The organism is Plantibacter sp. CFBP 8798, assembly GCF_014841195.1.
Lineage (GTDB): Bacteria > Actinomycetota > Actinomycetes > Actinomycetales > Microbacteriaceae > Plantibacter > Plantibacter auratus.
This window is the reverse complement of record NZ_JACYTS010000002.1, coordinates 846124-872125: the sequence shown is the minus strand read 5'-3', so window position 1 is coordinate 872125 and position 26002 is coordinate 846124. Positions and strand designations below refer to the sequence as shown.

Sequence of the window (26002 nt, the reverse complement as noted above, 5' to 3'; positions counted from 1 at the left end):
CCGCGTAGGGTCGGGCAGGTGAATCCGTCCTCCGGGCGACTGGCCTCCCTCGACGGAGTCCGTGGTGTCGCCAGCGTCGTCGTGGTGCTCTACCACGTGTCGTTGCTCGCACGACCCTTCGCGACGGGCCGGATCTCGGAGCCCGCCTGGGACATCGCGACCGAGACACCATTGAAGCTGCTCTTCGCCGGCACCGAGGCGGTGCAGGTGTTCTTCGTCCTGAGTGGTCTCGTCGTCGCGCTCCCGCTGTTGCGAGGCGGCGCGAGCTGGCCGGGGTTCTTCGCCGCGCGGTTCGTGCGGCTCTACCTCCCCGTGTGGGGATCGCTGCTGTTCGCCGCCGCACTCATCCTGCTCATCCCGAGGGATCCCGCCTCGGTGACCACCGGTGAGTGGATCGCGAACGCGAACGCGACGAGCGTCGACCCGCTGCACCTCCTGACGGAGGCCACCCTGACACCGGCGAGCTACACCCTGGTGAACACCCTGTGGTCGCTGCGCTGGGAGCTGATCTTCACGCTCCTCCTTCCGATCGCCGTCCTGCTCGCTCGGTTGCTGCGCCGCTGGGCGTGGCCGGTCGCTGCGTTGATGTCCGTGATCATGGTGCTCGGACGGGTCGCGGGACTGGACGCCGCCGTGTACCTGCCGGCGTTCTTCATCGGTACGCTGATCGCCGTCCGGCTCGACGACCTCCGCGCCTGGGCGGCGGATCGGTCCAGCCCCCTGCAGTGGGCGATGCTCACGGGCGGCTCCGCACTCCTGCTCGTCGCGAGCTGGCTCTCCCGACCGTTCGTCGAGTCCTCCTCCACGCTGGGTCAGGCGCTCTGGGGTCTGTCGGGCGTGGGAGCGGCCGGTCTCATCGTCGTCGCCATCGGAAGCCCGTTCGCCCGGCGGCTCCTCGAGACCCCGCCCGTCCTCTGGCTCGGCAAGGTGTCGTTCAGCCTGTACCTCGTGCACGCCCCGATCCTGGCCACGCTCGCCTTCATGTTCGGCGATGAGCGCTGGTGGCTGGTCGGCATCGTGGGCGTGCCACTCAGCCTGCTGATCGCCGCCGGGTTCTTCCAGCTCGTCGAGCGTCCGTCCCACGGCCTGGCGCGCCGCGTCGGCCGAGGGGTGCAGACCGGGGTCGCGGCGGTGCGCTCCCGGATGCTCAGCCGACGCGAGGGACGAGCGCGTTCCGCTTCTTCCGACGAGCGGCCGCGTGCAACTCCTGAGCCCACCGACGGGTGACGGCTTCGTCGTCGTACTGCTCCGCGGTCGTTCTGGCGTTGCGACGCATCGCGTCGACCTCGGTTTCAGGAAGGGCGAGCAGGCGCTCGATGGCGGCCGACACGACGGTCGGTTCCGCGGACGGCACGAGGAACCCGTTCCAACCGTCGCGGACGATGTCGGCCGGTCCGTAGGGGACGTCGACCACGATGGGAAGACACCCGGCTGCCATCGCCTCGATGAGCACGAGCGGGAAGCCCTCCGAGGTCGAGGTCATGACGAGGAACGAACCCGAGCCGAGCTGCTGCCGGGCGGAGCGGTCGTAGCCGTGGAGGACGACGCGGTGCTCCGGGTCTTCGGCGATGAGGAGCGACTGCAGTTCGTCGAGCAGCTCGCCGCCGCCGTAGACGTCGAGCGTCGGGGGAGGCCCGTCCGTGGACGTGGCGGCGAGGACGGCGCGGATCGCGTGCGCCGGCCGCTTCCGGGCCGTGAGCGAGCCGAGGAACATCCCGCGGCTGCGAGGCCGAGGAGCGCGTGCGACCTCCGGGGCGACGAGTTCGCGCGAGTTCGGGATGACACTGAGCGAGGCGTGCTCGCCGAGCATGGTCGTCACGTCCGCGAGCTGCCGATCACTGAGGAGCGCGACGAGGTCGAAGTCGTCGAGCGCCTCGAACACCGCTCGCCGCGACTCCCGCAGCCGACCGTGTGGCCGTTCCGTGCCCTGGAGGTGCGAGGCGTGCACGACGTGCGCGGTGACGACATTGCGCTTCCGGTAGCTCAGGACGAACGGGGCGATGGTCTTGCTGTCGACGATCATCCAGGCCGGCCCGCCCGCGGTGAGCGCGTCGAACCAGGCGCGGTACAGGGACCAGATGCGTCCCCAGGAGCGGACGGGACGACCCAGCTCGTCGCAGAGGACGACCGAGCGGCCGCCCTTCACACCCTGTTCACGCGTGTCGCGGCGGTCGGACAGGAGCAGGGCGCCGTCCGGTCGGTAGACGTCCACCTGCAGGATCTGACCCGCGTCGTCGTGTCGCTCGCGGCTGAGGACGGCGTCACCGCGGCGTCGTTCCGTGCCGACGTCGTCCAGGGGGAGCGGGGTGAACCCGTGGCGCGCCAGGTCGAGGGACCCACCCGGCAGAGGGTTGTCACGCAGCCAGTCCCAGAGGTTGACGACCCGGAGTTCGTCGATCAGGTCTCCGCGCGTGCGCAGCCGTGACGCCAACTCGGGGTAGTCCGGTCGGTGGTCGAAGGTGAGGACGTCGACCGGGGTGTCGGCCAGTCTGATGAACGCGCGGGAGCGCTGGAGCATCGCCTCGGTCATGCCGCCGAAGTCGTCCGACAGGCCCCAGGTCACCGCGAAGTGGCGACCTTCCGGGAACGGCTTCTGGGGGCGGCGCAGGAAGGGAAGTCTCACCCTCCGACGGTACGCGATGGACCTGGAGGGATGCCGCATCCCGGGCGGCCCGGTCGGGAGTGATCCGGAGCTCGCCTCGGGTGGTCAGGGGCGCTGCTCGGACCCGTCGCCGACGGCCGCATCGCCGCCTGACTCGATGGCCAGGTGCTTCCGGCGTCGGAACACCTGGTCGCGGATCTTCCCGAGGCCCGACCGGCCGGAGACGGCCCGCATCCGCAGCTCGAGGTCGAGTGGGACGACGAACGGCGCCGGTCCGAACGCCTGGCGCGCGGCACGGACGACCTGTCGGCCGAGCATGTGGTTGCCGATACCGCCGACGGCTGCTCCGACGCCGAAGGGGAGCGCCTTGCCGATGACGCCAGCGCTGCCGCTCGCCGCGAAGTGCTTCACGAAGCGCACCCGCAACTGGTCGGCGACGGGGCCCACGATCATCGACGGCAGGCCCTGGGTGATCGTCTGGCCCCAGAACGCCTGCCGCGGGACTCCCTTCCCGGCCGCCTGGGATCCGAAGTTGCGCAGGAGGTCGGTTCCGGCCTTGCCGAGCATCATGGTCATGACGAGCGCGCGCGATCGCATCGGATCCGCCAGGGCGATGCCGTGGACCTCGGTGACCGACTGGGCGAACAGGGCGGTCGCCTCGAGGAACCCCGCCGTCTCGACACCGGAGAGCGCGAGGGTCGTCGCCGTCCCGATCGCCGGGACCACAGCGGTCGCGCCGACGGCGGCCCCCGTCGTCGTCACCGTCGTGAGGTACCGGCGTTCCAGGACGCGGATGAGCTGGTCGGCCGTCGCGTTCGGGTACATCCGCCGGATCGAACGGATGTGCGCCACGACCACCGGTCGCTGGACCCAGAGCAGTCGGTCGAGCGCCCGCACCCATCCCGGCTCGGGCAGCATGGGCTGCTGTGCTGCGGCGGTGGGGAACTGGGCGGGACCCGGAACGGGTCCCTGCTGCGGTCCGGTCATGACGACCTCCTCGTGGGCGGGGCGGCCAGTCTACGTCGACCTGCTGCGGGTCGACTGACGCTTGCTGGCGGGCTTCAGCTGTTGTAGTCGGCGTTGTAGCGGTCGAGCACGTCGTCGATCGGGGCGTCGAGTACGAGCGCCCCCTTGTCGAGGTAGAGCCCCCTCGTGCAGAACCGCCTGAGGTCCTTCTCGTTGTGCGAGACGAAGAACAGGGTCCGCCCGCCCTCGAGGAGTTCCTCGATACGCCGATAGCACTTCTCGCGGAACGCCCGGTCGCCGACGGCGAGGACCTCGTCGACGAGGATGATCGGCTCTTCGAGCTGCGCGATCACCGCGAAGGCGATGCGGACCTTCATCCCGCTCGAGAGGTGCTTGTACGGGGTGTCGATGAAGTCGGCGATCTCGGCGAACGCGATGATGTCGTCGAAACGCCCGTCGATCTCGCGGCGCGACATGCCGTGAAGGCCGGCCGTCAGGTACACGTTGTCGCGGACCGTCAGGTCGTTGACGAAGCCACCGGTGATCTCGATGAGCGGCGCGACGCCTTCGCGCACACCGACGGTGCCCTCGTCGGGCAGGACGACACCGGCGACGAGCTTGAGCAGCGTCGACTTGCCTTGACCGTTCCGGCCGACGACGCCGATCGCCTCGCCGGGGGCGACATCGAAGGAGACGTGGCGCAGGGGCCAGAACTCGCCCGGCTTCGCGCGACGGTCGCGACCGGCGAAGAGGTCCTTGAAACTCCGCCGACCGCCACGGTTGCGCCGGAACCGGATGCCTGCGTCGGCGACCGAGATCGCCGGCCGACCCGCGGTTGCGTTACCTGTGGGCATCAGATCTCCTTCAGCACGGAGCGCTCGCAGCGCTTGAAGACGAGGAGACCGACCGCGAGGATGACCGCCGACATGGCGGCGGACACGCCCACGAGGTGCCAGTTGAGTTCCTGTGGGAAGAACGCGGAACGGTACAGCGCGAAGATGCCGCTGAGCGGGTTGAACGCCGCGAAGGGCTCGATCTTGTCGGGCAGCGCCGTCGTGCTGTAGATGATCGGCGTCGCGTAGAACATGAACCTCAGGATGAGCTTGACGGCTCGCTCAAGATCGCGGAAGAACACGACGAGCGGAGCGACGATCAGGCAGAGCCCGATGGTCAGGACGGCTTGGATGACGATGGCGAGCGGGAACAGCACGATGTCGAGGTTCACCTGCGCGCCGCTGAAGATCGCGAAGGCTGCGAGGACCGGGAGCGCCGCGAGGAACTCGATGCCCTTCGACAGCACGATCCGGTTCACCCAGATGGTGCGGGGGATCGTCGTCGAACGCACGAGCTTCGCCTCGCGCAGGAAGGCGCGCGTGCTGTCGGACACCGATCCGGTGAACCACATCCATGGCAGCAGGGCGGCGAGGAGGAACACGATGTACGGTTCCTCGCCGACATCGCGCCGGAACACCTGCGTGAAGACGAACCAGTAGATCCCGCTCATGACGAGGGGGTCGAGGATGGACCACACGTAGCCGAGCGCGCTCGTCGAGTAGCGCACACGCAGGTCTCGGACGGTCAGGATCCAGAGCGCGTGGCGATACCTCGCCGAACGCGACATCCTTGGCCGCGTTTCAGCAGAAGAACTCACGGGACCAACCTTATCGAGGCGACGCAGGAACGCCGCCCGCGACGCTCAGCGTCGGGACGGCGTTCGTGTGCGATGTGGACGGGGCCCTCAGACGAAGAGGTTCGCGCGCTCGAGGTCCTCGGCGAAGTCGACCTCGACCGCGTAGAGGTCGGAGATGTCGACCGGCTCGACGAGCATGCCTTCGCGCTCGATGGCGAGCTCGATGCCGCGCTCGAAGTAGTCCTGGTCGCCGACCTTGGTCAGGTAGCGGTGCAGCATCGTCTTGTCCTGCGACGAGATGTAGTTGATGCCCACGGCCTCTCCGAGCCCGCCGACGACGGTCTTCGAGAGCTCCTTGATGTAGCCCTCGGCGCTCGTCGTGTACTTGACCTCTTCGTCGGACACCTTGGAGGTGTTGACGGTCACGAACGAGCGGTCCTTGGCGATCATCGCGGCAGCGCGGTCGAGGACGGCCGGGTCGAAGACGACGTCGCCGTTCATCCAGAGCACGCCGCCGGCCTGAGACGCCGCGAGGGCGCGCATGAGGCTCTTCGAGGTGTTGGTCTGGTCGTACTGCTCGTTGTAGACGAAGGAGGCGTCGGGGAAGGCCTCGATGATGTGCTCGAGCTTGTAGCCGACGACGATCGTCACCTTGGCGCTCGCTCCGAACGCGTGGTGGATGTTGTCGAACTGCTGCTGCATGATGGTGCGGCCGTCGCTGAGCTCGGTCAGGGGCTTGGGGAGCGAGCGGCCGAGACGGCTGCCCATCCCTGCGGCAAGGATCACTACCTGGGTGGTCACGTTGTTCTCCTCAGTGTGGGTATGGAATCACGCGGTGCCACGATGCTGTGGACGATTCACCGAGGATTAACCAAGACGTGCATTGAAAGACACTCCGTTATGCCAAAATACAGGCTAGCCGCGGTGAACTCCGTCTGTCAGGGGTTCCCAGGGTCCGTTGTCGTTTTGTGATCGACCACCCGGCGTTTACACAGCTTGGGGGAGATGTGTCAACCGTTCATCCTGAGACTCCGCTGTCCGCTGCTGCCGCCGCTGTTGGTAGGTTTGCTTGGTGACTTCCACGACTCCGCCAGATCCCGCTCAGCAGCCCGCGCCTGCCGACGGCACGTCGACGAGTCCGGGCACGCCGAACCCCGCCGACGCCGCTGGTGCACCTGCGCCGACGACCGCTTCCGACGATCAGGGCGCTGCAACGCCGACGGCACCGAAGCGCGCACCCCGCTCGACGACGCCTCGGGCTTCCGCAACGGCGAAGGCCCCGGCGAAGCGGCCGAGCACGCCCCGCACCCGCACCACGTCGGCGAGCGAGACCTCGGGCGAGTCCGGGGACGCGACCACACCGGCGCCCAAGACGACCACGGCACGCTCGACGACCGCTCGGACCTCGACGGCGAAGACCACGGCCACCAAGTCGACGACGGCGCGAACCACCGCCGCGAAGCGCACGCCCGCGAAGTCGGCTGCTGCAGCCGGTAATGCTGAGAGCACTGAGTCGGCCGAGACGACCACCGCCCCGAAGACGCCCAGGTCGACGACGGCGCGCCCCGCAGCCGCGAAGCCGGCGACCAAGGCCGCAGGCGCCAAGACGACCACCGCCCGGACCTCGACGACGAAGTCCACGACGGCCCGGACGCCTGCCAAGCGCACACCGGCGCGCACCAGCGCCGCGAAGCAGACCGAACAGACGGCAGCCGCGGTGGCCGGCGTCCTCGACGAGGTCAGCGCACCGGGATCGGTCGACCGGGCGACGACACCGGCCCCGTCCGAGCAGCCGTCCCCAGAGGTCGTCGACCGGATCGCCGTCGACGAGCCTCGGCCCGACGACACGCAGACCGAGACCCCGACGACCGCGTCATCCATTGCCGAGCAGGCTGCGGACGACACGACCCGGCAGACGACGCCGTCACCGTCGGAGTCCGTGTCGGTGGCGCCTCCGCAGGAGGAGGTCATCGCTCCGGCGGCAGCCCCGAAGCGTCCTGTCGGTCGTCCCGCGGCGACCCCGCCGTCCGCCGCCCCCTCGTCGCCCGCAGCGACGACGGCGCAGCGCACCGAGGCTGCCGACGACGACGCACATCCCGTCGTCCTGTCGATCTCGGGACTCGTCAAGCAGTTCGGCGACACGGTCGCGGTCGACGGCGTCGACCTCGAGGTCCGCCGCGGCTCCTTCTACGGCATCGTCGGGCCCAACGGGGCCGGCAAGACCACCACGCTGTCCATGGTCACGGGTCTCCTCCGCCCCGACGCAGGTTCCATCACCGTCCAGGGCGTCGACGTCTGGCATGATCCCGCCGAGGCCAAGCGGGCGATCGGTGTGCTGCCCGACCGGCTGCGGCTCTTCGACCGCCTCACCGGCAGCCAGCTCCTGTACTACTCCGGCGTCCTGCGGGGGCTCGACCCCGCGACCGTCAAGTCGCGGACCGCCGATCTGGCTCGTGCCTTCGGCCTCGACGACGCGCTCGGTCGTCTCGTCTCCGACTACTCGGCGGGCATGACGAAGAAGATCGCGCTGGCAGCCGCACTCATCCATTCGCCGCGGCTCCTCATCCTCGACGAGCCCTTCGAATCGGTCGACCCGGTGTCCGCGGCGAACGTCATCGAGATCCTCCAGCGGTACGTCGCCAACGGCGGAACCGTCGTGCTCTCGAGCCACGGCATGGACTTCATTCAGCGCGTGTGCGATCACGTGGCCATCATCGTGCAGGGCAAGGTGCTGGCCGCCGGGTCCGTCGACGAGGTGCGCGGAACGGGCACGCTCGAGGAGCGGTTCGTCGAGCTCGCCGGGGGCCGCAAGTCGGCAGAGGGAATGGAATGGTTGCACAGCTTCTCCGACTGAAACTGCAGCTGACGCTCAACGCGTTCCGCCGCAGCCCCTGGCGACTGGTCGGGCTCGTCCTCGCGATCGCGGTCGGCGTGTGGATCGTCGTGCTCGCGAGCACCGGTCTCGTCGCGCTGCGCGGTGGCGATCCAGAGGTCACCCGCAACCTGCTCGTGCTGGCCGGATCGGCCGTCGTCCTGGGGTTCATCATCCTTCCGCTCGTCTTCGGTGTGGACGATCAGCTGGATCCTCGGGCGTTCTCCCTCTTCGGGCTGCCCAACCGCACCCTGTCCGCCGGTCTGCTCGTGGCGGCGCTCGTGTCGGTGCCGTCGCTCGTCCTCGCCGTCCTCGCGGCCTCGTCGGTGGTCACCTGGTCGCGGTCGCCGTTGCCCGCCGTCCTCGCCGTGGTCTCCGCCGTCCTCGGTGTGCTGCTCTGCGCGCTCCTGGCCCGGATCGCCACCTCGATCTCCGCGAGCCTCCTCTCGACGCGTCGCGCCAAGGAGGTCATGGGTGTCCTCGGGCTGGTGCTCATCATCGCCGTGGCCCCGGCGATCATCGCCCTCACCACCGTGGACTGGCAGCGCGACGGGTTCGCCGTCCTCGGCCGGGTCGCTGACATCCTCAGCTGGACCCCGCTCGGCGCCGTCTGGTCGTTCCCCGGTGATGCCGCACTCGGTGGCATCGCGCCGGCGATCGTCAAGCTGCTCCTCACCGCGGCGACCATCGCCCTGCTCTGGTTCGCCTGGCAGGCGTTCGTCGCCCGACTGCTCGTGGCGCCGGAACGCCTCGGGACGGGCCGCGACAGCACCGGTCTGGGCTGGTTCGACCTGCTCCCCGGTTCCCCGTCCGGAGCCATCGCCGCTCGGAGCATGACCTACTGGCTGCGCGACCCTCGGTACCTCGTCTCCCTCGTGATCATCCCGATCGCGCCCTTCATCTTCTTCGTGCCCATGCTCGTCGCCGGCATCCCGATGAACGTCCTCGCACTCGTCCCACTCCCGGTCGTGTGCTGGTTCCTCGGCTGGCTCCTGCACAACGACCTCGCCTTCGATTCGACCGCGGTCTGGCTGCACGTCGCCTCGGGGGTCCGCGGACGATCGGATCGGATCGGCCGGCTCTTCCCGGTGCTCCTCATCGGCATCCCGCTCATCGCGGTCGGGTCGACGCTGAGCATCCTGTTCTACGGCGACTGGGACGCCCTGCCGTCGATGATCGGCGTGAGCACGTGCCTGTTGTTCAGCGGTGCCGGTATCGCGAGCTTCGTGTCCGCGCGGTTCCCGTATCCGACGTCGCTTCCCGGCGACAGCCCGTTCCAGCAGCCGCAGGTCCCGGGCAGCAGCGGTATGTCCGCACAGTTCCTGAGCCTGCTCGGTACGGTGCTCCTCACGATTCCCGCCGGCTGGCTGGCCGTGCTCGGGCTCACCGGTGAGCCGAACTGGAACTTCGGGGCACTCGCGGTCGGTGCGGGTACGGGCATCCTGGTCCTCGCGATCGGGATCTTCGCCGGCGGTCGCGTCTTCGACCGTCGCAGCCCCGAGATCGTCGGCTTCGCCAGCTCGCACTGACCCGACGTCGGCGACCGGATCGGCCCGCAGGAGACCCGGGTGCCGTCCGGCGGTACCATGGAGCCATGGCGCAGCATGACAGCACGAAGCAGCAGATGAGCACGATCGATCCCGGTGGCACGCCCGACGGTGGGAGCACGGCGATCATGGATCGTGAGCTCGAGGAGCTGATCGAGAGCGAGAACATCGAGCCCGGCGATCACGAGCGGTTCTCGCACTACGTCAAGAAGGAGAAGATCCTCGAGTCGGCGTTGAGCGGCAAGCCGGTGAAGGCGCTCTGCGGCAAGAAGTGGACGCCGGGTCGCGACCCCGAGAAGTTCCCGATCTGCCCGGCCTGCAAGGAGATCTACGAGAAGCTCCTCCGCGACTGACGCTGGAGCGCACCGCGGCCGACGCTGAGACGCGTCGCCGCGGTCAGCCTTCGAGGTAGACGGTCGGAAGCACCGGGTCGCCGCGGGTGAGGCTGACGGCCCGAGGTGGCAGTTCCGCCACCGCCTGTGCCCGGTGTTCCCTCGCCTGACGCGTCCCCGCGGCGCCGAGGTACTGCTCGTCCACGAGTCCGCCTTCGACGAGCTGGACCATCAGGGGGCGTTCCGACGCGGCGTCGGCCGCACCCTCGTGTTCGCCCGCAGGTCCGTCGCCGAGGTAGATGCGCTCCTCGCGGGCGACCCCGTGCCGGTCGTAAGCGCGGGCAGCGGTCTTGCGGCCGCCGACGGTCGCCTTCTCCGCGGACTTCTTCGCGACGCTGATCCAGTCGCCCTGGTCATCACGGTGCGCGACGAGCTTGTAGACCATGCCCATGGCGGGGGAGCCGGAGCCGGTGACCACGGAGGTGCCGACGCCGTAGGAGTCGACCGGCGACGCGGCCAGGGCCGCGACGGCGTGCTCGTCGAGGTCGTTGGTGACCGTGATGCGGGTCGACGTGGCGCCGAGCTCGTCGAGGAGGCGGCGGACCTGGTCGACGACGATCGGCAGATCACCGGAGTCGATGCGTACGGCTCCCAGCTCCGGGCCGGCGAGGCGTACGCCGAGACGCACGGCCTCCTCGATGTCGTAGGTGTCGACGAGCAGCGTGGTCCCGGCGCCCATCGTGTCGATCTGGGCTCGGAAGGCGTCCTCCTCGGAGTCGTGCAGGAGGGTGAAGGAGTGCGCGGCCGTACCCATCGTCGGGATGCCCCAGCTGCGTCCGGCCTCGAGGTTCGAGGTGGCGCTGAAGCCGGCGATGTACGCCGCCCGGGCCGCGGCGATGGCCGACCGCTCGCCCGTCCGACGGGAGCCCATCTCGGCCAGGGGACGGCTGCCCGCAGCTGAGGTCATGCGCGCGGCGGCCGTGGCGACGGCGCTGTCGTAGTTGAACACGCTGAGGGCCAGGGTCTCGAGGATGACGGCTTCGGCGAACGTGCCCTCCACGACCAGGATCGGCGAACCGGGGAAGAAGGCCTCGCCCTCGCGGTAGCCCCAGATCGATCCCGAGAAGCGGTAGTCGGCGAGCCAGTCGAGCGCCGTCGTGCTGACGACGCCCTCGTCGCGCAGCCACTCGAGTTCCGATTCACCGAAGCGGAAGTGCTTGAGCAGTTCGAGGAATCGACCCGTGCCGGCCACGACGCCGTAGCGGCGGCCGCCGGAGAGGCGTCTGGCGAACAGCTCGAACAGGCACTCCCGATCCGCGGTGCCGCGGTGGAGGGCGGCGTCCAGCATCGTGAGTTCGTATCGGTCGGTGAGGAGAGCTGAGGACTCGTGCACCAGTTCAGCCTAGCCGCGAGCGTGCTGAGAACGTGGTGATCGGTCGGTCAGCGACGTCCATCGGCAGGGGCGGTAGGCTGGGTCATCGTGAACGACGCACCCATCGGCATCTTCGACTCCGGCGTCGGCGGACTCACGGTGGCGAGAGCGGTCAGCGACCAGCTCCCCGCCGAGTCCGTGATCTACATCGGCGACACGGCCCACTCACCCTACGGCCCGAAGCCCATCGCCGACGTGCGGCGCTACTCGCTCGAGGTCCTCGACTCGCTCGTCGACCAGGGCGTGAAGATGCTGGTGATCGCCTGCAACACCGCATCGGCGGCGATGCTCCGCGATGCCCGCGAACGCTACTCGGTCCCCGTGGTCGAGGTGATCCAGCCCGCTGTGCGGACCGCGGTCCGGAGCACGAGGAACGGGCGCATCGGCGTCATCGGGACCGAGGGCACGATCAACTCGCGGGCGTATCAGGACCTCTTCGAGGTCAATCCCGAGCTGACGGTGTTCGGCCAGGCCTGCCCCCGGTTCGTAGAGTTCGTGGAGGCCGGCGTCACGACCGGCCCCGACCTCCTCGAGGCCGCGGAGGAGTACCTGGCCCCGCTCCGGCACGCCGGCGTCGACACCGTCGTCCTCGGATGCACCCACTACCCCTTCCTCAAGGGCGCGATCAGCTACGTGATGGGTCCGCAGGTGTCGCTCGTCTCAAGCGACACCGAGACCGCGAACGACGTCTACCGCGTGCTCGTCACCCGTGACCTGCTGCGCGACAGCAGCGAACCTGCCACCCACCGGTACGAGGCGACCGGGAGCAGTGCCGACGACTTCATAGCCCTCGCCAACCGTCTGATGGGCCGGGAGATCTCCACCGTCTCGCTCGTCCAGACCGGCGTCATCGACCTTCCATCCCATTAGTTCGAGGAGCACATCCATGAGTGACATCGCGCGCGCCGACGGCCGCACCAACGACCAGCTGCGTCCCATCACGATCGAGCGCGGTTGGAGCGAGCAGGCCGAGGGTTCGGCGCTGATCAGCTTCGGCCGGACGAAGGTGCTCTGCACGGCCTCGTTCACCAACGGCGTGCCGCGCTGGCTGAACGGCAAGGGTCGCGGCTGGGTCACCGCGGAGTACGCGATGCTGCCCCGTTCCACCAACGAGCGGATGGACCGTGAAGCGGTCAAGGGCAAGATCGGCGGTCGTACCCACGAGATCTCGCGACTCATCGGTCGGAGCCTCCGCGCCGTGATCGACACCAAGGCCCTCGGCGAGAACACGATCGTCATCGACTGCGACGTCCTGCAGGCGGATGGAGGCACCCGCACGGCGGCGATCACCGGCGCCTACGTCGCCCTCGCCGATGCGATCGAGTGGGCGCGCGGCAAGAAGTTCATCTCGCAGAAGGCGTCTCCCCTCACCGACAGCGTCTCGGCCGTCTCGGTCGGCATCATCGACGGCGTGCCCATGCTCGACCTCGCCTACGTCGAGGACGTGCGCGCCGAGACCGACATGAACGTCGTCGTCACCGGCGGCGGATCGTTCGTCGAAGTGCAGGGGACGGCCGAGGGCGCCCCGTTCGACCGTCGCGAGCTCGACTCCCTGCTCGACCTCGCCGTCGGTGGCGCTGCGTCGCTCAAGGCCATCCAGTTCGAGGCCCTCGGACGCTGATGAGCGTCGAGATCGTCCTCGCGACGCACAACCAGCACAAGGTGGAGGAGTTCCAGCGGCTCGTCAGCCGCGACGTCCCCGGGATCACGGTCCTCGCCTACGACGGCCCGGAGCCCGTCGAGGACGGCACGACCTTCAGCGAGAACGCGTTGATCAAGGCGCGGGTGGCCGCGGCCCACACCGGCTCCATCGCGCTCGCCGACGACTCCGGCATCGGCGTCGAGATCCTGGGTGGATCGCCGGGTATCTTCTCGGCGCGTTGGGCCGGCTCGCAGCACGACTCGACCGCGAACCTCGCCCTCCTCCTCGATCAGCTGCGGGACGTGCACGAGGAGCATCGTGCCGCCTGGTTCGCCTGCCACCTCGCCCTCGTGGTGCCACCGGGGATCGATGGGACGGAGCCGTTCGAGCACGTCGCCGTCGGCACCTGGCGCGGAGCCCTCGCGACGGAGCCGAGCGGGACGAACGGCTTCGGCTACGACCCGGCGTTCATCCCGGACGGTGAGCAGCGGACGGCGGCGGAGCTGTCACCGGCGGAGAAGAACGAGCTGAGCCACCGCGCGCTGGCCTTCCGAGCACTCGTCCCGGTGCTGCAGCGGCTCGTGCCCGAGGGGCCCGCGTCGACCGCCAGCTGAGCATGATACTCAGGACCATTCCTATCTCGGCATGAACCCTTCCGCGGGCGCTGGGAAGCTCCTACGGTTGATGCATCATGGGTCACGATCACGCACACGCCGGCACCGCCAACCGCAGGAGACTCGCGGTGGCGATCGCCATCATCGCGACCGTCCTCGTGGTCGAACTCGTCGGCGCCTGGGTGAGCGGTTCGCTGTCCCTCCTCGCCGACGCCGGGCACATGCTGTCCGACCTCACCGGGCTGATCATCGCGCTCGCCGCCACGATCGTCGCCGCCCGACCGGCCACCGACCGCCAGACCTTCGGGTATCAGCGCGCGGAGGTGTTCGGCGCGCTCATCAACGCGCTCATCCTGATCGCGGTCGCGGTGTCGGTCCTCATCGAGGGCGTGTCCCGCCTCGTCGAGCCGGCGGACGCGGAGGTCAAGAGCCTTCCGATGTTGATCGTCGCCGTCATCGGTCTCGTGGCGAACCTCGCCGCCCTGCAGGTGCTGCGCGGCGGCCGTGACACGTCGATCAACATGCGCGGCGCGTACATCGAGGTCCTCGGCGACCTCCTCGGTTCGATCGCCGTGATCATCGCCGCGGTGGTCATCATGGTGACGGGTTTCGCTCAGGCCGATGCCATCGCGTCGCTCGCGATCGCCGCGATGATCGTGCCGCGGGCGTGGTCGTTGCTCCGCGACGTCGTCCACGTCCTCAGCGAGTCCGCACCGTCCGACACGGACGTGCAGGAGATCAGGGACCACCTGCTCGGCACCGACGGGGTCGTGGCCGTCCACGACGTCCACGTCTGGCAGATCACGTCCGGCCAGCCGGTCTTCTCGGCACACATCGTCGTCGATCAGGAGGTGTTCGCCGATGGTGGCACGGGGGAGCTGCTCGACCGTCTCGGTTCGTGCCTCCACGACCACTTCGACGTCGAGCACTCGACGTTCCAGCTGGAACCCGAGGAACACGCCTCGCACGAGGAGTCGCACCACCGCTGACGCGTGGGCGGTCCGCCTGTCACGATCGCTCGTGCGAGCGTCGCCACCGGTGATCAGACCGTGTCGTTCCCGCGGTCGCGCTTGAAGACGTCCTGGTCGGCGAGCTTCGAAGCCGCGGCCCGACGCTCCTCCTCGGTGATGGTGCCCTGCAGCGCCTTCGCCTTCCGGCTGGACTGGATGTAGTGCCAGGTGGTCGGGATGAGGGTGAGGACGACGGCCCCGATGAGGATGACGTCGATGTAGTTCTGCACGAAGGTGGCGACCGGGGGGATGTATCCGAGCAGGTAGCCGAAGAAGGTGAGCCCTGCGCCCCAGATGAGCGCGCCGATGAGGTTGTAGAGCGAGTACTTCTTATAGTTCATGTGGCCGATGCCTGCCGCGACCGGGGCGAAGGTCCGGACGATCGGGACGAAGCGCGCCAGGATGACCGCGAGGGCGCCGAAGCGCTCGAAGAAGGCGTTCGTCCGCTCGACGTTCTTGATGCTGAAGAGGCCGGACTCCTTGCGTTCGAACACCTTCGGCCCGAGCTTGTGCCCGATGAGGTATCCGACCTCGCCGCCGAGGAACGCCGAGAACCCGATCGCGAGGCAGACCCACCAGATGTCGATCTCGATGACGCGGGCGGAACCGAACGCGAGGAGACCGGTGATGACGAGCAGGGTGTCGCCGGGGAGCAGGAATCCGACGAGGAGGCCGGTCTCGGCGAAGACGATCGCGCAGACCACGACGAGGGCCCAGGGACCGACGGCCGTGATGATGCCCTCCGGGTCGAGCCAGGGGATGAGGGCGGTGTGGACCATGCGGAGCTCCTGCTGTAGGGGGAGGGATGGAACGGCGTACGACGATGTCGCGTGCGGGAGAAGGGACTTGAACCCTCACGCTCGAAAGCACAGGAACCTAAATCCTGCGTGTCTGCCAATTCCACCACTCCCGCGGCCCGCTCAGTCTACGGGAGCGAGGTCGGGAACGTCCTGAGCTTCGGGGGAGGAGCCATGGCCAGCGGAGCCCGGGTCGGCCCGTGTATGCTCGGCTCCATGCGAACGACGTGTGCAACGAGCTGGTGGCCCGCCTCCTAGGCGGACCGCGCACGTGCACACACGACGACTCGACCGCCTGACAGGGCGGTCGTTCTCGTTCGGAGGCCCTGTCGGATCGGTCCCAGCCTGAGGACACCACCATGACCACCCTGCTCCACCGCGTGCTGCACGCCGGCCCCGACTTCCCGTTCGCGGTGCTCCGCAGACACGGCAGCGACACCGTCGACCTCTACACGGGCGACGTCGTCGACGTCGAGTCGCTCGCCGACATCCCGCTCGGATCCGCCGGCGACGACCACCAGCCCGAAGTCCTCACCCTCGTGCCCTATCGCCAGGTGCGCGAGCGCGGCTTCGCAGCGATGGACGACGGCGCTCCGCTGCGCTGCCTCGTGGTGAGCGAGCGTGAGACGGTGACGCTCGACGAGCTCTTCGAGCGACTCCCCGCCGACGCGGTCCCGCTGGTCGACGGTGGGTTCGACGTCTCCGACGAGGACTACGCGTCGATCGTGCGCCGCGTCATCGAGGATGAGATCGGACGCGGCGAGGGCGCCAACTTCGTCATCCGCCGCGAGTTCACCGCGACGACCGAGGTGCCGGCCGAGCGCGCCGTCCTCGCGTGGTTGCGCGCGCTCCTGTCGGGGGAGACCGGCGCCTACTGGACCTTCGCCGTGCACACGCCGGGCGTCTCGATGGCCGGTGCGACGCCCGAGCGCCACGTCGCGGTCGCCCGCGACGCGTCGACCGGTGAACGCACCGTCACCATGAACCCCATCAGCGGCACCTTCCGCCACCCGCGCTCCGGCGCGACCGGCGACGACTTCCGCGCGTTCCTCGGCGACGTCAAGGAGACGGAAGAGCTCTTCATGGTCGTCGACGAGGAGATGAAGATGATGAGCCGGGTGTGTGCCTCCGGTGGACGCATCCTCGGCCCCTACGTCAAGCAGATGTCGCGCCTCACCCACACCGAGTACCTGCTCGCCGGGACGAGCGAACTCGACGTCCGCGAGGTCCTGCGGTTGACGATGTTCGCACCGACGGTCACCGGCTCGCCCATGCAGAACGCGTGCTCGGTGATCGCCCGCCATGAGCGGAACGCGCGCGGCTATTACTCCGGCGTGCTCGCGCTGTTCACCCCGGTGGGCGACGGTGACTACGAACTCGACGCACCGATCCTCATCCGCACCGCCTATGTCGACGACGCAGGCCTCGTCCGCGTTCCCGCCGGTGCGACGCTCGTCCGTCACTCGGATCCCGAGTCGGAGGTCGCCGAGACGGCGGCGAAGGCGGCCGGCGTGTTGACCGCGCTCGGCGTCATGGCACCCGCCGAGCTCGGCCCGACCGTCGACCTCGCGGCGGAACCCGGAGTACAGGACGCGCTCCGAGCGCGGAACGAGCGGTTGGCGTCCTTCTGGTTGCAGCCGCAGCACCCGGCACCCGTCGGTTCACTGTCGGGCCGTACCGCGGTCATCGTCGACGCCGAGGACGAGTTCACCGCGATGCTCGCCCACCAGCTGCGCCACTTCGGGATGACCGTCAGCGTGGAGCACTGGTCGGCGGTGACCGACGCGCTCGTGGACGTCGACCTCCTCGTCGCCGGTCCGGGTCCGGGCGACCCGCTCGACCTCGCCGAGCCGCGGGTCCGCCGGATGCACGAGATCGTGTCAGCGCGCCTCGCCGCCGGAGCGCCACTGCTCGCCGTCTGCCTGAGCCATCAGGTGCTGGCGATCCAACTCGGGCTGCCGATCGAACGCCTCGACGCGCCCCGACAGGGGCTGCAGCTCGACCTCGACCTCTTCGGTGAGCAGTCGCTGATCGGGTTCTACAACACCTTCACCGCACGGCTGGCGGGTGAGGCTCCGGTCGGTGGAGTCGAGATCGCTGCCGATGCGGCGTCCGGCGACGTGTTCGCGATGCGTGGTCGCGGGTTCGCGTCGGTCCAGGGGCACCTCGAGTCGGTGCTGTCGCGCGACGGACTCCGGACCCTCGGGTCGCTCGCAGGCCACGCGCTCGCGGGTGTCGCGTCCGGGCGATCGGCTGCCGCCGTCCGCTCCTGAGCGTCAGGCACTGCCTTGGTGGTCGGTGTTGCCGATCGCCCAGGCGACGGGCCGGGCTGAGCAGTCGGTCAGGCGTCCGCCTGGTCGAGCGTCGTGAACGGCGTGACGTCGGCCAGCTGCGGCCCGAGACCGATGTCGATGAGGCGGACGTCGCCGGCGTAGGCCGAGCCGGGCGGGATGAGGAGCCCGGCCTTCACCGCGCCGAAGGTGACCGTGACCTCCGCCGGGAGGACGGCACCCTCGGGGACGCTTCCCTCGTCGGGGTCGATGCCGCTCGGGACGTCCACGGCGACGACCGTCGGTCCGCCGGAGTTCTGCACGACTGGGAGGACCGCCTCGACGATCGCCTTCGGCGCACCGCGCAGGGTGGGGTTCCGGCTTGCTCCGATGCCGAACACGGCATCGACGACGATCGCGGCGCCCTTGGCCTCGTCGGCGGTGTCGTCCGGTTCGGCGGGGGAGTTCATGAGGAAGCGGACACCGGCCTCGACCGCCGCGGCGTAGCCCGCCTCGTGGGCATGGTCACCCGTCCTGGCCACGACGAGGTCGAGCGGGACGTCGTCCGGACCGGTCGTGCCGGCGAGCTCCGCCGCCGCGAAGAGGGCATCACCGCCGTTGTCGCCTGAGCCGACGAGCAGCAGGATCTTCCAGACGTCGGGTGCCTCGCCCTCGAGGCCCTCAGCGCGATCGGCGAGGACCGTCCGCAGTTCTTCGGCGAGTCCGTGGGCGGCTCGCGCCATGAGTGGTTCCCCTGCGTCCAAGAGTGGTGCCTCTGCGGCTCGGACCTGGTCTGCGGTGTAGCCGTTGATCATGGCGCCCACTCTTCCGGCTCGGGTCGACCGCCGCAAGCGGTTGCGGCGCGGGACCAGCACCGGAATCACCTCTGGATCCTGGCGTGCGCCGGGGCTACCATGCCTGCATGTGCCGGAACATCCACACCCTCCACAATTTCGAGCCGGCGGCGACCGACGACGAGGTCGGGGCCGCGGCGCTCCAGTACGTGCGGAAGATCAGCGGGACGACGAAGCCGTCCCAGGCGAACGCTGAGGCGTTCGATCGAGCGGTCGCGGAGATCGCCCACATCACCCGCCATCTGCTCGAAGACCTCGTGACGACCGCCCCGCCGAAGGATCGCGAGGTCGAGGCGCAGAAGGCGAAGGAGCGTTCGGCGAAGCGGTTCGCGACGGTCTGAGCGCGACCGCCGGTTCCACACCTGGTCAGGCGAGATCGAGTCGGATGTCCGGGTGGCCGGCGAAGACCTCGAGGAGGAGATCGAAGTAGGTCTTGCCGCGGCCGGCGTCGAGGTCGTCGAGCTGCGCGGTGATCCGGGCCGTGTCGAACGGTGCGCCCCGCTCGAGCTTCTCCTGCAACCAGGCGCGGGTGGCCGTGACGCCGAGTGCGGCGCGGCTCGCGTCGTGGTCCGCCCAGACGAAGTGCGCGTCGTCGAGATCGCGGAGCGAACCGATCCCGCCGTAGAGTACGTCGTCGAGGGCGTCGAGGCTCGGACCCAGATCCCAGTCCTCGTCCTGCATCACGAGCTCGTTCATCACCTCGTAGAACGAGGAGATGTCGTGGATGCGGGAGCCGTCGATGCGGAAGGTGGTCGGCACGGTCCCCGAGCCTAGTGACCGGTCGGGGAGGCGTCGAATGGAGGGTGCTGTGGATAACTTCTGCGGGGTGTGGCCGGTGTTCGTCAGGATGGCGGCATGGGGACAGCGGCGGAGATCATCACGGCGCGCGTGCGTGACCGGGTGCGTGAGGAGTTCGGGGAGCCGGGTCGGCGTGGGGGAGCGGGGCGGATCGCCCGTGAGGAGGTGCGTCGATACAACGAGCGGGCGTTGAACGACACGACGCCGCTCATCGACGATGAGCACGGGATGACGAGCGAGGTGCTCGCCGCGGTGACGGGGTTCGGGGCGATCCAGCCGCTGCTCGAGGATCCGAGTGTCGAGGAGATCTGGATCAACGAGCCGACCAAGCTCCTCATTTATGACAATCACGAGTTTCGGTTCCGCCGTCAACGACGTAGAACAACACATGACTCCTCTCCGCGCTGTGATCTACGCTCGCGTCTCCCAGGCAACCTCCGATGCTGAATCGGTTTCGATCACGACCCAGCTCCACGACCTGCGAGCCCTCGCGCGGGACAAGGGGATCGAGATCGTCGAGGAGTTAGTTGACGACGGCATCAGCGGCTTCAAGGGGTTGCACCGTCCAGGCTTCTCTCGGCTCGTCGCCGGGATGGGCGGAGGACGCTTCGATCTGATCATGGTCCGGCACTTTGACCGGCTCGCCCGAAACGACGAGGACAGCTCCCTCATCCGCGTCGGCTGTGCCCGCCATGGCATCCGGTGGATGACGCAGAGCGGAGAGATCACCGACCCCGCCGCAGCCCAGGGCGGACTCATGGCCTCCATCACCGGGGCGCTCGCGTTGTACGAGAGCAAGGTCAAGCAGGAACGCCTCAAGGCCCGCTACGCGCACGATCGAGCCCAGGGACGGATGAACGCCGGGGGCCGGGCGTTTGGCTACGCAGAGGACAAGGTGACGCCGCATGAGACGGAGGCCTATGAGGTTCAGAAGGCGTTCGACACCATCATCAACGGCGGAAGCATCTTCCGCATCCTCAGCGATTGGAACCGAGCGGGCATCCCCACCACGGGGAAGGCGACGTGCTGGTCGTACCCAGGTGTCCGGTCAGTGCTAACCAACCCACGCTACGCCGGACTCGTCTCGCATAGACGACAGATCATCGAGGGCGTCACCGGCCAGTGGACCCCGCTCGTGACCCGGGAGAAGTTCGAGGCCGTCCAAGCGATCCTGACCGACCCGAAGCGACGTACCTCTCCAGGATCGAAGCCGCGCTACCTGGGTGGAGGCATCTATCGCTGTGCCGTTTGCGAAGCGCCCATGAGGACGAACACTAGCTCGATCAGACAGACGGGGGAGCGTGCGGTCTTCTATCGCTGCACGAGCCGACTCGCCTACGACGGAGAGAAGCTGAGGCACGCCACCGTCCGGGTGGACGAGGCCGACAAGCTCGTCCGCGCAGCGATCATCGACGCGCACCTGTTCCGCCCTACGTCCACCCTCAGCCAGGAGCGGGACACGAGCGCGGCTCACGCGGCCCTAGGGAGGCTCAGGGCGTCCCGGCAGAAGCTTGTCCGACTCGTGGCAGCGGACCTGATTTCGGAGGCAGACGCGAGCGCACAGCTGAGCGAACTCAAGACGAAGGAGGCTGCCCTCGAAGCGGAGCTGACGCACGCGGCGTCGGGATCGATCGTCGCGGGGATCAGGGACGGACTGTGGTCCTCAGGCCCCGTGAGTTTCACGAAGGCCGCAGAGGCCAAGCGGGCGATCGGACAGCGCTTCGACGAACTCTCCGTCGACGAGCGCAGGGAGCTGGTGCGAGCCTTCGTCATCGTGACTATCCGCCCCGGACGGAAAGACAAGGTGCAAGTCGAACTGCGATAGACATAGAAGTTGAATTGAGAAAGGCCCACAGGTGAGGAGAACACCTGGGGGCCTTTCGCTGTGGTCACAGCAGGAAATCGGCAGTCCCGATTTACGTGATAAGCCTAGCCCATTCGTGATACTCTTTCCATCAGAAACCCCCGTCGAGGTTGCTCTCAGGTTAGCTCCGGGGGTTTCTTCACGTCTGCATTCCTATATCTGGATGACAACGTAAACGCCTATCGATAAATGTAACGTGCGGGTTACATCTATTTTGTGTGGCGACATTGCGATCGCTCTGCGCTCGTGGTTCCATAGAAGCAACTGAGAGCAACATTCGATAGCAGCACCGCATCAGTTGGGGCAGGACCTTCTCATGGACCTGCGGGAGCGAACTCCCAATCACACAGGCAGAGCCAAAGGCCACGGCTCTCCCGCAAGTTCAACGCGCCAAGAATGCCACTCGGAACACGGGGTGGGCATTACTTTGCGTGCCCGGGACTAGCAATAGGAAAAACAGTTGACATCGTCAACAAACCTAGTGCTACCCCCGGGATAAGACTTCCGGGAGAGCTGTAACCAGAGTGCTCAGGATCACCCAGGAGAACATCATGACCATCCAGCGAGATCACTTCATTGAAGACATCTTCCTGAACTCCAACCACCCGGACTTCCTCAGTGAGACCTTCCTCCGGGAGTTCAAGCCGCAGGCGTACGCCTCTCACGAGAGCAAGCTGAGAGCGAAGGAAGACCTCAAGGCTCGGCAGGCTCACACCCTCCGACTCCGCCGACAGGCCGTCAGGCTGACCGGGCTCGTGGGGCACAGGGTCAAGGGCAATCACTACGACGATCGAACCGACGCACAGCTGATCAGTGTCATCACGGAGCTTCAGAACTTCCTGCGGGACCACGACGCGAAGCCAGTCCCGGTCGCCAAGCCGCGCAAGCGCCGTCGGCCCAGTGCCACCGCAACGCAGACGGTCGAGGCCTGATCATGACCGACACCTACTCAATCCTGAACTACTGCGTCGAAGACGACTGCTACAGCATCATCCACATCGTGGGCGTCGGACTGTGCAAGAAGCACTACCTGCGCTTCCGCGCTGACGTGATCCGGCAGGAGTCGATCAACCTCGGTCGCTGGTGTGTCGAGGACGGATGCAGTGAGCCTGTGGCGACGATCAAGAAAGGCCTCTGCGGGCTTCACTACGGACGTCAAGTGAACCGGGATGGGACCTCCACTCGTCAGGCCCATGTAGGGCAGGAGACGACAGTCGTCCTCATCGATGAGCCGAAAGTCTCATTCAGTCTCATCGAAGAGATAAGAAAAGTTCTATCTCCAATCGGATACGAACGGATCAGTGGAGCCTGGCGAAAAGCCGCACATTAGGGCCAGAAAGGCCCCGATTTCATGCAGATATCGGCATGGTCGGGGTCTCTTCTATTGATACAATGAGTAATACAAATGGAGGGCGGGAGCATGTCGGCTCGAATCGATCGGTCTGAGTACAGCACCGTCGTTTGGTGCACGCTCTGTCCGTCGTTCGCGGAACTCGTCGAGCAGGGGAGAGCGGCCGCAGTCGTGCTCTCGCATAACGACCGCATGCACAAGGTCAACGCCTATATCAAGGTCGCGGATCGCGTCCCCTCGGGAAAGTAGAAGATCTTCTATGTCCGCTCTTACGTCTCCGGACAATCTGCCATATCCGCTCGCCTCCGAGCCCGCAGCGCCTATCAACGAGGACATCGAAGACCTCGCTGTAGCGACACAGCTCGCTCTCTCGTTCCGGCAGCGGCAGTCCTTCGTCTGGGTGGACGACGACGCTCGCAATGCCCAGGCGGGGATGGTGCAGGGCGCAGAGGGATACGTCTTGTCCACGAAGACCCAGTGGCTCTATGACGGCGGGCAGTGGCTCCTGAGCCTCGCTCATGCGGAGTTCACTGCGATCCGCACAGCAGCTACCGCAAACTCGAACCTGTACAACCTCGGCGTCTTCAGCCTCGACGCGCCCAACTCGACTTCTACGTCCATGGCGATCGCTGGCGCGGATGGGATCATTCGGATCGCCAACCCTGGCCTGTACTCGATCTCCACGGTCACGTTCTTCAGGAACACAGCGAACACGGCCTACGTCGCCGCGACGGGCCGGGCGTTCCTCGACCTGGCCTTCGTCGCCGCCGAAGCTGATATCCAGCGCGTCTCCATCAACGTGGGGGAGGACCGGGGCTCGATCTCGGCGGGGAACGTCCGAGTTCTCGCCGCTGACACCCCGATCTACTTCCAAGCCTTCCGCACCGTGGGCGACACCACCGCCCACACCCGTACCCGCGTCCGCATCACCCGGATCGGCTGAGCCATGCCAGGGAAGCCAGGGGCAGCGTGGGACAGCCTCCGTCTCCAGTGCTTGGAGCGTGACGGCTACATCTGTGGCTACTGCGGGAACGAGGGTAACGAGGCCGACCACATCATCCCGACCAACAAGGGCGGGCAGGATGAGCTAAGCAACCTCATCACCGCCTGCAAGAAGTGCAACGGCACCAAGCAGGACCGCACCATCCAACGGACCCTGTACGTCAACCAAAGGTGGCTCACCCATGTATGAACCCTGGACCAGCTCATCTGAGGACGACGTAACGTGGACCGTGACCTGCAAGCTGTGCGGTGGGGAAGTGGTCATGGAGCTGAAGCCGTTCGACCCCTACATCATGATCGACGCGATGCACCAGCACCCGTGCTTCGCTGACCACTACAGCGAGGCCGACCGCGCCTTCGTTGCACGCATGTTGGAAGGCCGGGTGATCCCGGATGAATGACTCTGCTCCGATCGGCCGGCCGTTGTCATCGTCAACAACTCGAGTCCGTTTTTCTGAACAGCACACGGCTGACCCCGCCCCCTTCTGGGATTTTCACGGATCAGGGTCGAAACATTCCGGATCGGGGTCGTAATGGCTGCAACGACGTTCAAGGGCGCGGTTCGGGAGTTCATGAAGGCGAATCCGTGGCTCGGCCCTGCACATGCACCCGCCACCATCACCCTTCGGAAGCTCGCAGCGGAACTCGACAGGGAAGTGACCGCTGCGCTCGTCGCTCAGTACGGGGTGACGTACCGCAACCTCCTCAAGCAGGCTCCTGGGGCCGCTCCGGACGTAGACGAGGTCGGTGACCTGATCGATGAAGCCCGAGGTCTGTGACGAGTCAGTTGTCCCCGTAGGTCTTGGTGTCCCGGAGTGCACCGATCGCGATCAGCTCTTCGTTGGTGAGCTTCGTCTGCACTCCCTCCGGGTCGATCCAGACGAACTCCTGCCGAATGTCTCGCTCGGTCGGATCGAGACGGAACATCTCAAGACGGATGCCTTCCGGCGTGAACTTGGAGCTGTTGAGGTTTTCCATGCCTGAGACTCTAGCTAGCTGGCACCCAACGCGCTTCAGCGCCCCGCTGAGCGAGGATTTCCCCAGCCACGGGGACTGGCTCCTCAAGCTCGTCGATCTCGTCTGGCGGCTCCCCAACGGGAAGATGCTCCAGCTAGACGCCTGGCAGCGGTGGCTCATCCGTGCCGCGCTGGAGGTCTACCCAGAGGGGCACCCGCGAGCGGGGGAGCTGAGGTACCGGCAGGTCCTCATCAGCATGGGCAGGCAGAACGGCAAGAGCATCCTGGGTGCGATCTTCGCGCTCTACGGCCTTATCCGCGAAGCCGGAGCTCTCGTCATCGGTATCGCCTCCAGCGCGGAGCAGGCCCGCATCATCTACGCCCGACTCCTCTTCGTGATCCGCCGCGACTCCTCGCTGTCCAAGCGGTTCGAGCGCCTGACCGATACCCGAGGCATCAGCTCGAAGGACGGGGGTCGATACGAGCTGAAGGCGTCGAAGTCGGCTGCGGTCCAGGGCCTCGACCTCTCGACGGGGCTCGTGGACGAACTCCACATCACGAAGCCCGAGCTGTGGTCCGACATGGTCAACGGCACCCGCGCTCGATACAACGGCATCGTCATCGGGCTCACGACCGCAGGGGACGACAACAGCACCCTCCTCAAGCACCTCTACCAGTCCGCTGACGAGGCAGGGGAGCGCTTCGGCTACTTCATCTGGGAGTCAGAGTCCGACTCGATCCCAGAGGACGACGAGACGTTCGGCACCTACCTCTGTCAGGCGAACCCATCGGTCGCGTGCGGTCGCATCGACCTCGCCACCGTCATCAACGACGTCCGGGGACAGCCTGACTCGGACATCCTCCGCTACGGGTTCAATCGCTTCGTCGCGGCCTCCGCCGTCTTCATCTCAGCAGCTCTCTGGCTCCGCTGCCAGCGAGCCTCCACGGAGGAGATGCCGAAGGGTCGACCGGTCTTCGCGATCGACCGTGATCCCGACTGGCGCTACGCGACCATCGTCGCAGCGGTGAAGGACGAACGCGGCGTCATCTGGACCGAGGTCGTCGCGAGCATCACCAACCCCACACTCGGGCAGCTGGCGGACGTCGCGGCCCAGCTCCAGGCGCACTCGCCGCTGTCGTTCTTCATGGACGGCTACTCGCTGAAGGACCTCGGGGCTGAACTCAAGAAGCGTGGTCTGCCTGTCCGGCTGGGAACGCAGGGCGACGCGATCAACGCAGCCTCGACGCTGTTCTCGAAGATCAAGCAGAGACGCATCCGGCACGACAACGCGCCACTCCTTGCGTTGCAGATGCCCCGGACGATCCGGAAGAACAAGGGCGATGCCTACAGGATCAGCCGGAAGGACAGCTCGATTGAGATCGACGCTGTGATCGCGGAGTCGCTGGCTGTCCTCGGCGCGGAAACCATCACCGAGCAGCCGCTTCAAATCTTCTGAAACTGA

The 26002-nt window shown here is 67.4% G+C and carries 30 protein-coding genes and 1 tRNA gene; 19 read left to right on the top strand and 12 right to left on the bottom strand.

Features of this window, described 5'->3' with window-relative positions; genetic code table 11:
* The first annotated feature begins 18 nt into the window (after nucleotides 1–18).
* Nucleotides 19–1227, top strand: coding sequence for an acyltransferase family protein (locus IFU30_RS11160; RefSeq protein ID WP_124769032.1), 1209 nt, complete (start codon nucleotides 19–21; stop codon nucleotides 1225–1227).
* Here the strand turns inward: IFU30_RS11160 and IFU30_RS20890 are convergent.
* The 6 genes from IFU30_RS20890 to IFU30_RS20420 form a co-directional block, all read right to left on the bottom strand.
* Entirely contained in the window at nucleotides 1148–2623 is a 1476-nt protein-coding gene (locus IFU30_RS20890; protein ID WP_192005211.1) for a glycosyltransferase, read from the bottom strand. The two genes, IFU30_RS11160 and IFU30_RS20890, sit on opposite strands and share 80 nt — an antisense overlap.
* Nucleotides 2624–2707: 84 nt before the next feature.
* Complete coding sequence (locus tag IFU30_RS11150) at nucleotides 2708–3589, bottom strand: hypothetical protein (RefSeq protein WP_192005210.1); 882 nt, start codon at nucleotides 3587–3589, stop codon at nucleotides 2708–2710.
* A 74-nt stretch (nucleotides 3590–3663) separates the two neighbouring features.
* Nucleotides 3664–4422, bottom strand: a complete 759-nt coding sequence (locus IFU30_RS11145) for an ABC transporter ATP-binding protein (protein WP_192005209.1) — start codon at nucleotides 4420–4422, stop codon at nucleotides 3664–3666.
* Nucleotides 4422–5189, bottom strand: a complete 768-nt coding sequence (locus tag IFU30_RS11140) for an ABC transporter permease (RefSeq protein WP_079705574.1) — start codon at nucleotides 5187–5189, stop codon at nucleotides 4422–4424. Before IFU30_RS11140 ends, IFU30_RS11145 begins: the two co-directional genes overlap by 1 nt.
* Before the next feature lie 117 nt (nucleotides 5190–5306).
* Nucleotides 5307–5999: a phosphocholine cytidylyltransferase family protein gene (locus IFU30_RS11135; protein WP_064296200.1), complete on the bottom strand. Its 693-nt coding sequence runs from the start codon at nucleotides 5997–5999 to the stop codon at nucleotides 5307–5309.
* A gap of 399 nt (nucleotides 6000–6398) precedes the next feature.
* Nucleotides 6399–6860, bottom strand: coding sequence for a hypothetical protein (locus IFU30_RS20420; RefSeq protein WP_192005208.1), 462 nt, complete (start codon nucleotides 6858–6860; stop codon nucleotides 6399–6401).
* Nucleotides 6861–6915: 55 nt separating this feature from the next.
* Between IFU30_RS20420 and IFU30_RS20415 the strand changes: the two genes are divergently transcribed.
* From IFU30_RS20415 to IFU30_RS11115, 3 genes are all read left to right on the top strand, one after another.
* Nucleotides 6916–8052 (top strand): ATP-binding cassette domain-containing protein, encoded by a 1137-nt coding sequence (locus tag IFU30_RS20415; protein ID WP_441005550.1) that lies wholly within the window; start codon nucleotides 6916–6918, stop codon nucleotides 8050–8052.
* On the top strand, nucleotides 8028–9599 hold the full coding sequence (locus tag IFU30_RS11120; RefSeq protein ID WP_192005207.1) for a hypothetical protein: 1572 nt from the start codon (nucleotides 8028–8030) through the stop codon (nucleotides 9597–9599). Before IFU30_RS20415 ends, IFU30_RS11120 begins: the two co-directional genes overlap by 25 nt.
* A 95-nt stretch (nucleotides 9600–9694) precedes the next feature.
* Entirely contained in the window at nucleotides 9695–9970 is a 276-nt protein-coding gene (locus IFU30_RS11115) for a DUF3039 domain-containing protein (protein ID WP_064296346.1), read from the top strand.
* A 43-nt stretch (nucleotides 9971–10013) separates the two neighbouring features.
* Here IFU30_RS11115 and IFU30_RS11110 read toward each other — a convergent pair whose 3' ends face one another.
* Nucleotides 10014–11342, bottom strand: a complete 1329-nt coding sequence (locus IFU30_RS11110) for a nicotinate phosphoribosyltransferase (RefSeq protein ID WP_079705576.1) — start codon at nucleotides 11340–11342, stop codon at nucleotides 10014–10016.
* Between the two features lie 87 nt (nucleotides 11343–11429).
* On the opposite strand from IFU30_RS11110, the gene murI reads away from it, so the two are divergent.
* From murI to IFU30_RS11090, 4 genes are all read left to right on the top strand, one after another.
* Nucleotides 11430–12251 carry a glutamate racemase gene (gene murI / locus IFU30_RS11105; RefSeq protein ID WP_124769036.1) on the top strand — a complete coding sequence of 274 codons (822 nt, stop codon included), beginning with the start codon at nucleotides 11430–11432 and terminating at the stop codon, nucleotides 12249–12251.
* A 16-nt stretch (nucleotides 12252–12267) separates the two neighbouring features.
* Nucleotides 12268–13002 (top strand): ribonuclease PH, encoded by a 735-nt coding sequence (gene rph / locus IFU30_RS11100; protein ID WP_064296204.1) that lies wholly within the window; start codon nucleotides 12268–12270, stop codon nucleotides 13000–13002.
* Nucleotides 13002–13637: an RdgB/HAM1 family non-canonical purine NTP pyrophosphatase gene (rdgB, locus tag IFU30_RS11095; RefSeq protein ID WP_192005206.1), complete on the top strand. Its 636-nt coding sequence runs from the start codon at nucleotides 13002–13004 to the stop codon at nucleotides 13635–13637. Before rph ends, rdgB begins: the two co-directional genes overlap by 1 nt.
* A gap of 77 nt (nucleotides 13638–13714) precedes the next feature.
* Nucleotides 13715–14626 (top strand): cation diffusion facilitator family transporter, encoded by a 912-nt coding sequence (locus tag IFU30_RS11090; RefSeq protein WP_192005205.1) that lies wholly within the window; start codon nucleotides 13715–13717, stop codon nucleotides 14624–14626.
* 53 nt (nucleotides 14627–14679) lie between these two features.
* Here IFU30_RS11090 and IFU30_RS11085 read toward each other — a convergent pair whose 3' ends face one another.
* Nucleotides 14680–15426 carry a DedA family protein gene (locus IFU30_RS11085; RefSeq protein ID WP_064296207.1) on the bottom strand — a complete coding sequence of 249 codons (747 nt, stop codon included), beginning with the start codon at nucleotides 15424–15426 and terminating at the stop codon, nucleotides 14680–14682.
* 52 nt (nucleotides 15427–15478) lie between these two features.
* A tRNA-Leu gene (locus IFU30_RS11080) sits at nucleotides 15479–15560 on the bottom strand.
* Between the two features lie 243 nt (nucleotides 15561–15803).
* Between IFU30_RS11080 and IFU30_RS11075 the strand changes: the two genes are divergently transcribed.
* Nucleotides 15804–17717 carry an anthranilate synthase family protein gene (locus IFU30_RS11075; protein ID WP_192005204.1) on the top strand — a complete coding sequence of 638 codons (1914 nt, stop codon included), beginning with the start codon at nucleotides 15804–15806 and terminating at the stop codon, nucleotides 17715–17717.
* A gap of 68 nt (nucleotides 17718–17785) precedes the next feature.
* Here IFU30_RS11075 and IFU30_RS11070 read toward each other — a convergent pair whose 3' ends face one another.
* A complete protein-coding gene (locus IFU30_RS11070; RefSeq protein ID WP_124769040.1) occupies nucleotides 17786–18529 on the bottom strand; it encodes an NAD(P)H-hydrate epimerase in 744 nt (247 codons plus the stop codon).
* Nucleotides 18530–18636: 107 nt separating this feature from the next.
* Between IFU30_RS11070 and IFU30_RS11065 the strand changes: the two genes are divergently transcribed.
* Nucleotides 18637–18909 (top strand): DUF2277 domain-containing protein, encoded by a 273-nt coding sequence (locus tag IFU30_RS11065; RefSeq protein ID WP_192005203.1) that lies wholly within the window; start codon nucleotides 18637–18639, stop codon nucleotides 18907–18909.
* Nucleotides 18910–18934: 25 nt separating this feature from the next.
* On the opposite strand, the gene IFU30_RS11060 is transcribed toward IFU30_RS11065, so the two are convergent.
* The gene (locus tag IFU30_RS11060) at nucleotides 18935–19327 is read right to left on the bottom strand and encodes a ribonuclease inhibitor (RefSeq protein ID WP_192005202.1); all 393 of its coding nucleotides are present in this window, start codon (nucleotides 19325–19327) and stop codon (nucleotides 18935–18937) included.
* A 96-nt stretch (nucleotides 19328–19423) separates the two neighbouring features.
* On the opposite strand from IFU30_RS11060, the gene IFU30_RS11055 reads away from it, so the two are divergent.
* The 8 genes from IFU30_RS11055 (at nucleotide 19424) to IFU30_RS11020 (ending at nucleotide 24362) form a co-directional block, all read left to right on the top strand.
* Nucleotides 19424–19813, top strand: coding sequence for a hypothetical protein (locus IFU30_RS11055; RefSeq protein ID WP_192005201.1), 390 nt, complete (start codon nucleotides 19424–19426; stop codon nucleotides 19811–19813).
* Nucleotides 19755–21191, top strand: coding sequence for a recombinase family protein (locus tag IFU30_RS11050; RefSeq protein ID WP_192005200.1), 1437 nt, complete (start codon nucleotides 19755–19757; stop codon nucleotides 21189–21191). Before IFU30_RS11055 ends, IFU30_RS11050 begins: the two co-directional genes overlap by 59 nt.
* A gap of 590 nt (nucleotides 21192–21781) precedes the next feature.
* A complete protein-coding gene (locus IFU30_RS11045) occupies nucleotides 21782–22162 on the top strand; it encodes a hypothetical protein (protein WP_192005199.1) in 381 nt (126 codons plus the stop codon).
* Nucleotides 22163–22164: 2 nt separating this feature from the next.
* Nucleotides 22165–22560: a hypothetical protein gene (locus IFU30_RS11040; RefSeq protein WP_192005198.1), complete on the top strand. Its 396-nt coding sequence runs from the start codon at nucleotides 22165–22167 to the stop codon at nucleotides 22558–22560.
* Nucleotides 22561–22840: 280 nt separating this feature from the next.
* Nucleotides 22841–23524, top strand: a complete 684-nt coding sequence (locus IFU30_RS11035; RefSeq protein WP_192005197.1) for a hypothetical protein — start codon at nucleotides 22841–22843, stop codon at nucleotides 23522–23524.
* 3 nt (nucleotides 23525–23527) lie between these two features.
* Nucleotides 23528–23773 carry an HNH endonuclease gene (locus IFU30_RS11030; protein WP_192005196.1) on the top strand — a complete coding sequence of 82 codons (246 nt, stop codon included), beginning with the start codon at nucleotides 23528–23530 and terminating at the stop codon, nucleotides 23771–23773.
* Nucleotides 23774–23846: 73 nt separating this feature from the next.
* Nucleotides 23847–23984 carry a hypothetical protein gene (locus IFU30_RS20125; RefSeq protein WP_206757117.1) on the top strand — a complete coding sequence of 46 codons (138 nt, stop codon included), beginning with the start codon at nucleotides 23847–23849 and terminating at the stop codon, nucleotides 23982–23984.
* 132 nt (nucleotides 23985–24116) lie between these two features.
* Nucleotides 24117–24362, top strand: a complete 246-nt coding sequence (locus tag IFU30_RS11020; RefSeq protein ID WP_192005194.1) for a hypothetical protein — start codon at nucleotides 24117–24119, stop codon at nucleotides 24360–24362.
* A gap of 4 nt (nucleotides 24363–24366) precedes the next feature.
* On the opposite strand, the gene IFU30_RS11015 is transcribed toward IFU30_RS11020, so the two are convergent.
* Nucleotides 24367–24561, bottom strand: a complete 195-nt coding sequence (locus IFU30_RS11015) for a hypothetical protein (protein ID WP_192005193.1) — start codon at nucleotides 24559–24561, stop codon at nucleotides 24367–24369.
* Between IFU30_RS11015 and IFU30_RS11010 the strand changes: the two genes are divergently transcribed.
* On the top strand, nucleotides 24560–25996 hold the full coding sequence (locus IFU30_RS11010) for a terminase large subunit domain-containing protein (RefSeq protein WP_192005192.1): 1437 nt from the start codon (nucleotides 24560–24562) through the stop codon (nucleotides 25994–25996). The genes IFU30_RS11015 and IFU30_RS11010 overlap by 2 nt on opposite strands.
* Nucleotides 25997–26002 lie beyond the last annotated feature (6 nt).